Source organism: Actinomadura livida (genome assembly GCF_014648675.1).
Classification (GTDB): Bacteria; Actinomycetota; Actinomycetes; order Streptosporangiales; family Streptosporangiaceae; genus Spirillospora; species Spirillospora livida.
This window is the reverse complement of record NZ_BMRO01000001.1, coordinates 467,886-479,425: the sequence shown is the minus strand read 5'-3', so window position 1 is coordinate 479,425 and position 11,540 is coordinate 467,886. Positions and strand designations below refer to the sequence as shown.

The window sequence follows — 11,540 nt, the reverse complement described above, 5'->3', positions numbered from 1 at the left end:
GGCCCTGTTTGTGGGTAATGTGCATCACAGACCGTCCAAATTTGGACGGTCCCTCAGACCGTCACAAGATCATCGCGAGCGGGGGCCTCCGCGCCGAGGCGGTCCCCGCGGCCCGCGGCGGCTCCGCGGAGGCGGTCGGCGCACCCGTCCCCGGCGGCCGGAACGAGCCCCGCCGTTCCCGCCGGCCGGGCCGCCCCCGCCGCCCGTGCCGCGCGCGGTGCCTCGCCGCGCCGCACCCGCTCGGCGGCCGTGACCGCCGCCATCGCACCCGCAAGCAGGACGCCCGCGACGAGGCCGTCCGTCCAGTAGTGGTTGGCCGTCACGACCACCACGAGCACCGTGACCGGCGCGTGCATCGCGACGACCCACCGCCACCGGCTCCGCGACGCCCGCACCACCGCGACCGCGACGAGGAGCGCCCACCCGACGTGCAGCGACGGCATCGCCGCGTACTGGTTGGCGATCCCGTCCGTCGCCGCCGGATACGCGGACGGGCCGACGGTCATCATCGTGTCCACGGCGCCGATGCCGGCCAGCCGCGGCGGCGCCAGCGGGAACAGCACGTGCACGACCAGCCCCGCGCCGGTCAGCACCACCAGCTCGTTCCTCACCCTGGTATAGGACGACCGGTGCCGCACATAAAGCCAGACCAATAGCAGTGCCGTTCCGGGAAAGTGCATGCCCACGTAATAGACGTTCGCCAGGAACGCGGTGTGCTCCCATCCCAGCGCCCACTGCTGCAATTCCACCTCGCTCGGCAGCCAGGCCGCCTGGAACTCCCACAGCCGCGCCGCGTTCGCCATCGCCTCGGCGGGGCCGTGGTCGAAAAGCGTCCGCCCCCACTTGTAGAACGCGAAGAGGACCGCCAGCAGCCCCATCTCGGTGGCCAGCGGCCGCAATCCGTACCGCACGCCCCGGTTGATGGAAACGCTCAACCCGCCGATCGCCACCGCTCGTCCTCCCCGATCACCCGTCGTTCCCGCCAATAACATCCTTCGGGTACGACACCTTCCGGGCACTGGCCCCAGCCACCCGATCGGCGGGGGGAAAGCCCCGAAAGGGGGGTGGAGCCAGCCCCACCCCCTCCCGTAGATTCCAGCCATGATCACAGGCGACTGGCTCAACCCGCCCCCCGCCGCCGACCGCGACGGATCCGACCTCCTCGTCACCGCCGCCAAGGGCAGCGACTTCTGGCGGACGACCGCCTACGGCTACGACCGCGACAGCGGCCACGCGCTGCTGTCGCCGCTCGGCCCCGAGGCCGCCGTCGAGGTGTCCTTCGTCGCGGACTACGACCACCAGTTCGACCAGGCCGGCATCCTGCTCCGCGTGGACGAGGCCACCTGGATCAAGACGGGCGCCGAGTACTGCGACGGGGAACTCCAGCTCGGCGCCGTCGTCACCAACGGCGTCTCGGACTGGTCGTCCGCGCCCGTCCCCTGGGCGGGCCGCGAGGTGACCCTCCGGGCCAGCCGCAGCGGCGACGCCGTGACGATCCGGGCCCGCGCCGGCGACGACCCGTGGCACCTGATCCGGCTGGCGCCGTTCCCGGCGGGCGTCCCGGCGGCGGCCGGTCCGTACTGCTGCGCCCCCGAGCGCGACGGCCTCACCGTCCGCTTCACCCGGGTGTCGGTCGGCCCCCCGGACGAGGCTCTGCACGCCTGACCCTGTACCTGAGCGCTTACTTGGTAGTACTCTCTCGCCGCGGATTCGACTGGCGAGAGGGGCGGCGGATGCCGATCACACCGACGGTGGAGGAGCGCGCGGGATGCGGGTGGCCCGCCAAGGCGGCAGCGCGGGTGTCCCGGTGGGTCCTGCGCCCGCTCGTCGCCCGGCTGCCGTGGACGCCGTTCACGCTGCGCTTCGCCCCGCTGCTCGACCTCGGCGCGGCGCTCATGGTCCCCCCGCGCGGCACCCGCGTCACGAAGGTGAAGGGGCTCGGCTGCGCCGCAGAATGGGTCCGCGGCCGCGGCGTGCCCGCCGGGTCGGGCAAGGCCGTCCTCTACTTCCACGGCGGCGGGTTCGTCGCCTGCGGCCTGCGCACCCACCGCCGGATGCTCGCCCGGATCTCGCAGGCGGCGGGCATGCCGGTGCTGTCGGTCGCCTACCGCATGCAGCCCCGCGTCCCCATCGCCACGTCCATCGCCGACTGCGTGGACGCCTACCGGTGGCTGCTCGACAAGGGGTACGACGCGGACGACATCGTGGTCGGCGGCGACTCGGCGGGCGGCTACCTCGCCTTCATGGCACCGCTGTACGCGCTGCGCGACGGGCTGCCCCGCCCCGCCGGCATCGTCGCCCTGTCGCCCTTCACCGACCTGGACATCGACGTTAAGATCGCGCACGCCAACGCGGCGCTCGATCCGTTCATCCCGGCGCCGCGCATGTGGGACATGGTCCGCACCTGCTTCCCGGACGCCGAGTACACCGACCCGTGGCTGAGCCCCGTGCACGCCGACCTCGGCGGCCTGCCGCCCACCCTCATCCAGGCCGGCTCGATCGAGGTGATCCGCGCCGACGCCGAACTGATGGCCGAGCGGCTCGGCGCCGCGGACGTGCCGTGCACGCTGCAGATCTGGGAAGGGCAGATGCACGTCTTCCAGATCTTCGCCGACGTCTCCCGGGAGGGCCTCGCCGCGATCAAGGAGATCGGCGCCTTCGCCCGCCGGGCCGCCGGCGCCTCCGCCCGCCGGCAGGCCGCCTAGCCGGGCAGGCGCTTCCTGGTCGTCGCGTGCAGGGCCAGTGACAGCTCCACGGCCTGGTCCACGACGGCGTCGAGGTCTCGGCCCAGGCGCCCGTCCGCCCACTGCTGCGCCAGCTCGGTCATGGCGCCGGTGAACATGGTCGCGGCGATGACGACGGGCAGCTCCGGCCCGGGGCCCATCGCGATGAGACCGTCCAGCAGGCCGGTCTGCGCCGCCCTCCGCCGCACGGCCAGGACCTCGTTGCCGCGCGCCTCGGCGAACAGCACGCGCCCCCGCCGCGGGTCCTCGCTGATGAACCGGAGGACGTTGCGGACGCCGGCCCGCGTCCGCGCCTCCGGATCGGGGCCCGCCTCGTCCAGGGCGCGGGCGAGGACGTCCCCCAGCGCGGCCGCCTGCTCGTCGTAGACGGCGGCGAGCAGCTCGTCGGTCCCGGTGAAGTTCTCGTAGAAGTACCGGGTGTGCAGTTCGGCCTCGCGGCACACCGCGCGCACCGTGAGCCCGGCCTCACCCTGCTCTCCGAACAGCGCGAACGCCGCCCGGACGAGCATCTCGCGCCGCTCGTCCTTCCGCCGGGCCACGGGGACCCCGGCCCATCGGGTGGACACGCTCGCCATGGCGCTCACGATAGCAAGTCTGGACACGCGCGTAACCAATCACTTATTCTGGCTACAGTCGTAGCCAGAAAGTGGGAGACCCCGGATGAAGACCAACCCGATCGCCAAGCGGTTCGAGCAGTCCTTCGACGCCGAGATTCGCTCCAGGTTCTTCAAGGGCCTCGACTTCGCCGGCCCGGCGGGCGACCCCGGCTGGTTCGGGCCCGGCAGCGCGGTCTGGTACGTCCACTCGCACCTGCCCACCTTGATCCTGGGCCTGGTCAGCGCCGCCTACATCGAGGGCCTCGACCCGAGCATCAGCTGGATGGGCTACGACCACTCCCGCCTCGCCGAGCGCGTCGACGGCGTCCCGACCGGCAACTTCGACCCCGAAGGCGGCGCGGTGCGCCTCGCGCACTCCATCTCGTTCTTCATCGGCACCGCCTACGGCTCCACCGCGAGCGCGGAGAAGCTGGCGCGCACCGTCCGCGCCATGCACCACACGGTCAAGGGCACCCGCCCCGACGGCCTCGCCTACGACGCCGACGACCCCGAATGGCTGCGCTGGAACTACGCCACCGTCGTGTGGGGCCTGGCCACCGCCCACGAGCGCTACCACCGCCGCCCGCTGCACGACATCGACCGCTACTACCGCGAGTTCGTCCGCGTGGGCGAGGCCCTGGGCGGCACCGACCTGCCCACCACCAAGGCCGAGACCGCCGAATGCCTTGAGTCGTACCTGCCGCGCCTGGCGCTCACCCCCATCAAGGCGGCTCAGACCGGCCCCAACCTGCGCGACAGCAAGGCCAAGGCATGGGAGCCCGGCAGCGAGTTCATGGACTGGGCGGCCCGCGACATGCTGCCGAAGTGGGCGCAGCGGCTGGCCCTCTACCAGCCGCCCAACCCGGTCAAGCTCCGCCTGCGCCGCACGTCCCTCTGGTTCGCCCTCAACGCCCTCCACGAGGCCACCGGTCCCCTCAAGGAGTACCGCCAGGCCCAGAAGCGCGCCGCCGGCAAGAAGGCGAACCCGTTCATCTCGACCGCCCCCACGGCCCCGGACCCGATCCTCACCCGCGAGGAGATCGAAGCCACGGCCTGACCGCCTCCCCGGAGCCCGGCTACTCTGCCGCCATGCATCGCAGCCGACTGGTCGGGATCCTGATCGACACCCCCGCCGACGAAGCCGCCAGGGCGGCGGACTTCTGGTCCGCCGCCCTGGGCGCCACGACCTTCCCCGCTCCGGGCGAGGAGCAGTTCACCGTCCTGAACCGCGCCGTCCCGGATCTGTTCACCGTCGTCCAGTCGGTCGACGGCCCCCCGCGCTACCACGTCGACATCGAGACCGACGACCTGGAGGCGGAGGTCGCCCGCCTGACGGCCCTGGGCGCGGAACCGGTGTCCAGGTGGAAGGACGCCCACACCCTCCGCGCCCCAGGCGGCCACCTGTTCTGCGTGGTCCCGATCCACAGCGACCCCGAAACCTTCGCCGCCAACGCCCGAACCTGGCCCTGACCCCGCATCAACGGACCTCGCGCCTCTATGACGCCTGAGCGCGGTGCATCAGCATTCGCCGCGCCAGACCACCTTGGTCACGACCGTGCCCGGCAGGAAGTCGCGCTTGTACGCGCCGGGGCCGGGGTTGTAGTGGAGGCAGGTCGTGTTGCTGTAGTCCCCGAGGGACCAGTAGACCTGGATGTGGTCGGCGTTCGGATACGGGACGCCGTTGTTGAAGATCGAGCCGGCCCTGACGCTGCCGGTCCAGTTGCCCGCTCTCTTCAGCACGAGCCCGCCGGTCTGATCGTACGAGGAGTACAGGCAGAAGTAGCCCTTCGCGCAGTCGGGCGGATTCGGCTCGGCCGCGGCGGCGGGTGCGGCGACCAGCAGCCCCGCGCCGATGAGCGCCGATGCGGCCGTGGTCACGATGGTACGCCTTGACATCTTTCTTCCCCTTTGAGCTGTCCTGTCGATTGGCATCGACGGCGGTCCGGGGCCGGACGGCCGGCCGAGGAGTTCCGGTGGCCCCGCCGCCCAGCCGGGTCCTGATCAGTAAGGCAGCCGCCGACTTCAGACCTGCCTCAGACCGGCTTCATCACTGATCAGCGTTCGTGCCGGCAGCGGCTCCGGCCATTCCCCGACGACCACTGCCGGATCGGTCAGTGGCCGCCTCGTGTGCGGAGGTCGTCGAGGTGGGCGGCCAGGGCGGTGCTCATACGGGCCGGGGTGGTGGTCCGGGGGTGCAGGGCGGCGTGGACGGCCAGGCCGTCCACCAGCGCGTGCAGGCGGTCGGTCTCCAGTTCGGTGTCGGCGTCCGGGGCCAGGGACTCGACCACGGTGCGGCAGCCCGAGCGCAGGGCCTCATGGGCCTCTTCGCACAGGGCGCGCAGTTCCGGGCTGACGAGCGCGCGGGCGGTGAAGGCCAGCCAGACCTGGTTCTCGGCGGCGCGTTCGGCGTCCATGGGGAGGAGCTCGTGCAGGACGCGGACGGCGCGCTCGCGAGGGTCGCCGTCCGCCGGCAGGGCCGCGGCTATCCGCTCCTCGATCCGCTCGATGATCGTGCGGAGGGTGAACGCCAGCAGTTCGGGCTGCGTGGCGAAGTAGTGCCGCAGCGATCCCGTCGACAGGCCGGCCTCGCGTGCGACGTTGCGCACCGAGGCCCGGTCCAGCCCGTCCCGACGGATGACCCGCCACACGGCCGTGACCACTTCCCGCCGGCGCCTGGCCGGATCCACCACCTTCGGCATGCGGCTTTTATAGCACGACTGTGTTACTTTGAAGGTTGTAGCACGGTCGTACTAAAAAGGGATCCATCATGAAGCGTGGCCTGCCCGGCGTCCTCATCGCGGTTCCGCTCCTGCTCGCCGGTTCCGGGCTCGCCGCGGCGGGGGCCGTGCAGGCCGCCTCCGGCGGCGCCTTCGGAACCGGGGAGCGGCGCTTCACCACGTCCACCGCGGCGCTCAAGACCGACGAGATCGAGGTGGGTGCGGAGACGGCCCGCGCCGGAGACCCGATGCCCGATGCCGGGGAACTCGCCGAGGTCGAGATCGTGGTCCGGCCGGCCGATCCCCGCGTGCCGCTGTTCGTGGGGGTGGGGCCGAAGGCGCGGGTCGAGGGCTATCTGCGCGGGGTGGCGCACGAGGAGTTCGTGTCGGCCGACCTCAGCCCGTTCGCGCCGGTCTTCCGGCGGCTGCCGGGGACGCCCGAGGCCGCGGCGCCGTCCCGGCAGTCGTTCTGGGTGGCGAGTTCCTCGGGCACCGGTACGCGGACCCTCAGGTGGGGCAAGACCGGTGGCGCGTGGTCCGTCGTGGTGATGCGCCTGGACGGCCGGCCGGGCGTGGACGCGCACGCCTCGATCGCCTTGCGGTTCGGCATCCTGCCGCCCGCCGCGGTCGTCACCCTGGTCGCCGGAACGGCCCTGCTCGTCTGGGCCGTGCGCCGCCGCCGCACCGCCTGACCGCATCGACCGACGGGACGGGACGTCTCAGGCCGGGTCGCTGGACGGCCGCCACGGCGGTCTGTGCGCGCAGGAGCAGGCTCCGGGACTGCTCGTCGAGGTCGCCGGGCCGCAGGTACCGCCCGTGCGCGGTGCGCGCGAGCCGCTGCGCCCTCGCGGCCCGACCGCGGATCGGCCAGGTGCGCCGGGGCTCCGCGGGACGCCGCTCGAACGATCGTCGCCGTCCCGCCGGTACGCCTCCAGGAGGTCGCCGGGGACGGCCCGATCGAATTCCCGCTGGTGGGCGCCCTCGGCGACCGGCACGCCGAACCACCGGCCGTCGGCGCGGACGACGCCGTCGCGCAGGAGGCGGACCCGGCAGCGGGCCGGAACCGAGCCGTCCAGGAGCTCGAACGCGAGCGGATCGGTGCCGCTCGGCGCCCGGGTGACGCGCGCCAGGCCGACGCGTTGCTCCTGGGGAAGATCCGGTACGGCGTAGGCGACGATGTCGTCTCCCGGCCGCAGGTCGGCGAAGCCGAGGTCGACCAGCAGGTCACCGTCGCCGGGCGGGTCGGCCGAGACCGGGCGGTAGGTGAACGAGAAGGGCGTCTTGGCGACGTCGAGCCGTTCGCCGCGCACGGAGTAGTGGACGCGCAGCGCTTCGCCGACCACCCCGCCGTCGGCGTCCGCGAGCGGGGCCAGGCGTCCGCCGAGCGGACCGGCGATGAACGGGAGCACCGCGTGCCGCCCGCCGGCCCCCGGCCCGGAGGCGGCCCGGAACGCCCGGGTCGCGAGGTCCGCCGCCGCCTGCCGCCATCGCCTCGGGACATGCTCGGTCCTACGGTCCACGGGGACTCCCGTCCAGATACCGCCGTGCTGCGCGGCCGCCTGTCCTGACGGAGTGGACGGGGGCCGGGCTCCCATGGTTCCACGGCGTTTCTCCCGGGAGGTCAGGTATGCCAGTGGCCCACCAGGTCCGCGTAGAGGCGACTGCGGGCCTGGAGGGTCTCGTGGGTGCCGAGGAGGGGAGTGGGGCCGTCCAGGAGGAGGACCTTTCCGGCGCGTTCGGCGGACGTCATGCGGTGCGCGATGACGATGAGCGTTCTGCCGCGGGCGGCCAGGGCCCGTTCGGCGCGGGCCTCGGCGGCGGGGTGCAGGTGGCTGGTCGCCTCGTCCAGGACGATGACCGGGGCGGGGGACAGGTGCGCGCGGGCCAGGGTGATGAGCTGGCGTTCCCCGTGGGAGAGGTCGCCGCCGCCCGGCGGGATGCCGGCGTCGTATCCGCCGAGGCGCTCGACGGTCTCGGTGAGCCCGACGGCGCGCACGGTCTCGTCGAGCTGCGCGGTGGTGGCCCCCGGGCGCAGGTACGCGAGGTTCTCGCGCAGCGTCGCGGCGAAGACGTAGCTCTCCTGCGGGATGAGCGCGACCGCCGACCGCAGCCGTTCTTGGCCGAGTCGGGGCAGGGGGACGCCGCCGAGCGTCACGCTGCCCCGCTGCGGCGGGAGGAGGCCGGTGAGGAGGTTGGCGAGGGTCGACTTCCCGGCGCCGCTGGGGCCGACCACCGCCAGGTGCGTGCCCTCCGGGACGCGCAGGGACAGGTCCCGCAGGACGGGGTCGGCGTGCGGGGAGTAGGCGAAGGTGACGCCCTCGGCCTCGATGTCGAAGGACGCGGCGACGGCGGGTGCGGCGGCCGGGACGGGGAAGTCGGTGGCGGGGCCGGCGCAGGTCTCGGCGAGCCGGCCGAGGATCACGGCGAGGCTGAGCAGCAGGGTGCCGCCCGCGTCGACGAGGACGGTGATGCCCGGCTGGAGCCCGGCGACCAGGTAGCCCGCCGCGCCCGCGATCTGCCCCGGCGTGAGCCCGTGCTGCTCGGTCAGGTAGGGGGACAGCAGCAGCAGGGCGATCAGCGGCACGTGCACGCCCAGGGCGAGCACCGGCAGGCGGACCAGGCGGGTGCGGGCGTACGCGCGCAGCGCCGCGGCCTGGGCGTCGATCACCTCCCCGACGGCGCGGGCGGCGCGGTCCTCCGCCGCGCAGGCGACGACGTCCCGGACGCCGCCGACGACCGCGGCGGCGCTCTCGCCGATCCGCTCCGCCTCCCGGACGACGGCCCGGTAGCGGCGGATCTGCAGGCCGACGCACGCCGCGAACACCGCGAGGGCGAGCGCCACCGACAGGCAGATGACCAGGGCCAGCGGCGGCGAGAGCAGGGCCAGGCCGAGCAGCGCGGCGACACCGGCCGACAGCAGCTGGCGGACGTTGCGCAGCGCGGTGCCGAGCAGCACCCGGACGGCCTCGGCCTGCTCGGTCACCTGGGACACGCCCGCGCCCCCGGCGCCCGGCGCCCGGTCGGCCATCCGGTCCAGGGAGGCGGTGACGACCTCCTTCACCAGGGAGTCGCGCAGCGGCTCCACGGTGGCGGCGAGCCACGGGTAGATCCGGCCGGTCCCGACCGCCCCGGCGACGTACAGGACGGCGAGGGCGCCGAGCCAGCCGAGACCGATGAGCGGCCGCCCGGCGAGGAATCCCTGGTCGACGGCCCGCGCGAGGAGGAGACCGGACGCGAACGCCGGGAGCGATTCGAGGGCGGACCAGGCGGCGAGGCGCCGCACGGCCGGCCACCGCCCGTGAAGGTGGCGGTGCAGCAGCCGGGCGGCGGGCGGGGCGGTCATGCGCCCGCCGCCGCTCCGGCCGCGGACGCGGAGAACACCGCCCGGTAGGCGGGATCGGGCCACAGGTCCGCGTGGGCGGCGAGGGCCCGCACCCGGCCGGCGTCCAGCCAGGCGACGAGGTCGGCGCGGGCGGCGGTGGCGGGGCGGCGGGCGACCACCAGGCTGGTGCGGCCGGCCAGGATCCGCTGGAGCGCCCGGGTCACCTTCAGCTCCGTGGCGGTGTCGAGGCTGCTGGTGGCGTCGTCCAGGACCACGATCCGGGCCCGGGTGAGCGCGGCGCGGGCCAGGCCGAGGCGCTGGAGTTCGCCGCCGGAGAGCGGCGCGTCGGTGAGCGGGGTGTCGTATCCGTCCGGCAGCGCCCGGATGAAGCCGTCGGCGGCGGCGGTCCGGGCGGCGTCGCGCACCTCGCCGCGGGTCGACTCGGGACGCGCGTAGGCGATGGTGTCGTGCACGGTGGCGCCGAGCAGCGCGGGACGTTCGAAGGCGTAGGCGACGGCGCGCCGCACCTGCGGCAGGGGGACCGCGGTGACGGGGACGCCGTCGAGTTCGACGACCCCCTCGTCGGGATCGAGGAGCCGCCCGACCGTCGACACCAGCACGCTCTTCCCCGTCCCCGAGGCGCCGACGACCGCGACGGTGGCGCCGGGCGGCACGTCGAGGTCGAGCCCGTCCAGGACGGCGCGGCCGCCGATCCGCACGGTGACGCCCTTCAGCCGGAGCCGCCCGGGGCCGTCCGGCAGCGGCACCGGCCGGGCGGGCGGCCGCACCGCCGGGGCGGCCGCCAGGACCTCGTCGACCCGCCCGGCCCCGACCTGGCAGTTGAGCAGCGCGACGAAGGTGTCGAAGAGCGACGCCGAGGCGGTGGCCATGGCGGCGTAGGCGACGCTCGCCACGAGCTGGCCGGTGGTGATGTCGCCGGTGGCCAGCCGGATCCCGGCGGTGCCGACCACCAGCACCTGGGTGAGGGGGGCCAGCAGGGCGAGACGCCGGCTCACCCGTCCCTGCGCCGCCCAGGTCTCGTGACCGGCCCGGCGAAGGTCCGGCAGGGGTTCGAGAATGCGCCGGACCTCGGCCGCGGCCGTGCCGCTCGCCCGGATAGTGCGGATCCCCTGCCGGGCGTCGAGCAGGCGGGTCGCGATCGCCGCCTGGCAGCGCTGGTAGCGCGCGAACGGCTCGGTCGCCTGGACGACGAAGACGCGCAGCGCCACGATCATCGGCGGGATCCCGGCCGCGAACGCGACGGCGAGCCACCAGTCGATCAGGGCGAGCGCGGTCAGCGCGCCCGCCGTGGTCACCAGCGCGGCCGCGGCCGTCAGCAGCAGGACGGGGAAGGCCGCGGGGCCCGAGGCGCTCTCGGTGAGCCTGGACAGCACGTCCCCGGTGGGGAAGCGGTGCCGCCCCTGCGTCCCCAGCGCCAGCACCCGGCCGAGCAGCCGGTGCCGCAGCCATGCGGTGATGTCGCTGCCGCAGTAGGCGCCGAGCACGTCCTCCCCGGCGTCGGCGAGGGCCGCCAGGGCGAGGACGAGCGCGAGCCGCGCCGTGGCCGTGCCGAGGCCCTCCTGGGTGCGGGCGGCGTCGACGGCCCCGGCGAGCATGACCGGCGTGGCGAGGGTCGCGGCGACGCGGACGGCCGTGAGCACCGCCAGCGCGCACATCCGCAGCCGGAACCGGCGCATGGCCTCGCGCAGCCGCCGCCTTCCCGCGGCGCGCAGCGCGGCGGACGCCGCCGGCCCGCCGGGCAGGGGGCCGGGCCCGTCTGCGGGTGCGGCTTCGGGCGCGCCTCCGGTTCCGTCCAGGCCACCGGCCGCGCCCGGTTCCGTCGGTGTCCGGACCACCCTCGTCGGCTCCGTCCGTCGTCGCGGTGCGTCATCTACACTTGTCGATGGGTCCGGTCACGGACCGGCTCATGGCCGGCCCGTGACCGGGGTTCTGCGGGCCGGGGTCATTCAGGGGTCCCGGATTCCGCATGGGATGTGCGGTGTCAGATGCACGAGATGCCGACGCACACCGTGTTCAGCAGCGTGAGCAGGCCGACGCACGCGCACGTCCCGCCGAGCGCGATCCCCTCGATCTCGATGGGGTCGGTCTCGGGCAGCTCCTGCAGAGCGGCCACGACGTCACCGTCGAACGTGTTCATGTG

Annotated in this window: 13 protein-coding genes; 5 read left to right on the top strand and 8 right to left on the bottom strand. The window is 74.2% G+C overall.

The features are described 5' to 3' along the window. Positions 1-53: 53 nt before the first annotated feature. Positions 54-911, bottom strand: a complete 858-nt coding sequence (locus tag IEZ03_RS02045) for a phosphatase PAP2 family protein (RefSeq protein WP_221480628.1) — start codon at positions 909-911, stop codon at positions 54-56. Between the two features lie 190 nt (positions 912-1,101). Here IEZ03_RS02045 and IEZ03_RS02040 point away from each other — a divergent pair, with 190 nt between their 5' ends. Together IEZ03_RS02040 and IEZ03_RS02035 are read left to right on the top strand one after the other, a co-directional pair. Beyond that, positions 1,102-1,665 carry a DUF1349 domain-containing protein gene (locus IEZ03_RS02040; RefSeq protein ID WP_184882644.1) on the top strand — a complete coding sequence of 188 codons (564 nt, stop codon included), beginning with the start codon at positions 1,102-1,104 and terminating at the stop codon, positions 1,663-1,665. A 68-nt stretch (positions 1,666-1,733) separates the two neighbouring features. After that, on the top strand, positions 1,734-2,705 hold the full coding sequence (locus IEZ03_RS02035; RefSeq protein WP_184882646.1) for an alpha/beta hydrolase: 972 nt from the start codon (positions 1,734-1,736) through the stop codon (positions 2,703-2,705). On the opposite strand, the gene IEZ03_RS02030 is transcribed toward IEZ03_RS02035, so the two are convergent. Further along, positions 2,702-3,319, bottom strand: coding sequence for a TetR/AcrR family transcriptional regulator (locus IEZ03_RS02030; protein ID WP_184882648.1), 618 nt, complete (start codon positions 3,317-3,319; stop codon positions 2,702-2,704). The genes IEZ03_RS02035 and IEZ03_RS02030 overlap by 4 nt on opposite strands. 85 nt (positions 3,320-3,404) lie before the next feature. Between IEZ03_RS02030 and IEZ03_RS02025 the strand changes: the two genes are divergently transcribed. Both IEZ03_RS02025 and IEZ03_RS02020 read left to right on the top strand, forming a co-directional pair. Continuing rightward, the gene (locus IEZ03_RS02025; RefSeq protein ID WP_184882650.1) at positions 3,405-4,397 is read left to right on the top strand and encodes an oxygenase MpaB family protein; all 993 of its coding nucleotides are present in this window, start codon (positions 3,405-3,407) and stop codon (positions 4,395-4,397) included. Positions 4,398-4,429: 32 nt separating this feature from the next. Continuing rightward, positions 4,430-4,810 carry a VOC family protein gene (locus tag IEZ03_RS02020; protein WP_184882652.1) on the top strand — a complete coding sequence of 127 codons (381 nt, stop codon included), beginning with the start codon at positions 4,430-4,432 and terminating at the stop codon, positions 4,808-4,810. Between the two features lie 48 nt (positions 4,811-4,858). On the opposite strand, the gene IEZ03_RS02015 is transcribed toward IEZ03_RS02020, so the two are convergent. After that, a complete protein-coding gene (locus tag IEZ03_RS02015; RefSeq protein WP_184882654.1) occupies positions 4,859-5,236 on the bottom strand; it encodes a peptidase inhibitor family I36 protein in 378 nt (125 codons plus the stop codon). Between the two features lie 215 nt (positions 5,237-5,451). After that, positions 5,452-6,039: a TetR/AcrR family transcriptional regulator gene (locus IEZ03_RS02010; protein WP_184882656.1), complete on the bottom strand. Its 588-nt coding sequence runs from the start codon at positions 6,037-6,039 to the stop codon at positions 5,452-5,454. A 68-nt stretch (positions 6,040-6,107) separates the two neighbouring features. Between IEZ03_RS02010 and IEZ03_RS02005 the strand changes: the two genes are divergently transcribed. Further along, positions 6,108-6,749, top strand: a complete 642-nt coding sequence (locus IEZ03_RS02005) for a hypothetical protein (RefSeq protein ID WP_184882658.1) — start codon at positions 6,108-6,110, stop codon at positions 6,747-6,749. A gap of 27 nt (positions 6,750-6,776) precedes the next feature. Here IEZ03_RS02005 and IEZ03_RS02000 read toward each other — a convergent pair whose 3' ends face one another. From IEZ03_RS02000 to IEZ03_RS01985, 4 genes are all read right to left on the bottom strand, one after another. Beyond that, positions 6,777-7,577, bottom strand: a complete 801-nt coding sequence (locus IEZ03_RS02000) for a hypothetical protein (RefSeq protein ID WP_184882660.1) — start codon at positions 7,575-7,577, stop codon at positions 6,777-6,779. Positions 7,578-7,678: 101 nt separating this feature from the next. Further along, positions 7,679-9,400: an ATP-binding cassette domain-containing protein gene (locus tag IEZ03_RS01995; RefSeq protein ID WP_184882662.1), complete on the bottom strand. Its 1,722-nt coding sequence runs from the start codon at positions 9,398-9,400 to the stop codon at positions 7,679-7,681. Further along, positions 9,397-11,235, bottom strand: a complete 1,839-nt coding sequence (locus tag IEZ03_RS01990; protein WP_184882664.1) for an ABC transporter ATP-binding protein — start codon at positions 11,233-11,235, stop codon at positions 9,397-9,399. The genes IEZ03_RS01995 and IEZ03_RS01990 overlap by 4 nt, the downstream gene beginning before the upstream one ends. Positions 11,236-11,381: 146 nt before the next feature. After that, positions 11,382-11,537: a VenA family class IV lanthipeptide gene (locus tag IEZ03_RS01985; protein ID WP_165966204.1), complete on the bottom strand. Its 156-nt coding sequence runs from the start codon at positions 11,535-11,537 to the stop codon at positions 11,382-11,384. Positions 11,538-11,540 lie beyond the last annotated feature (3 nt).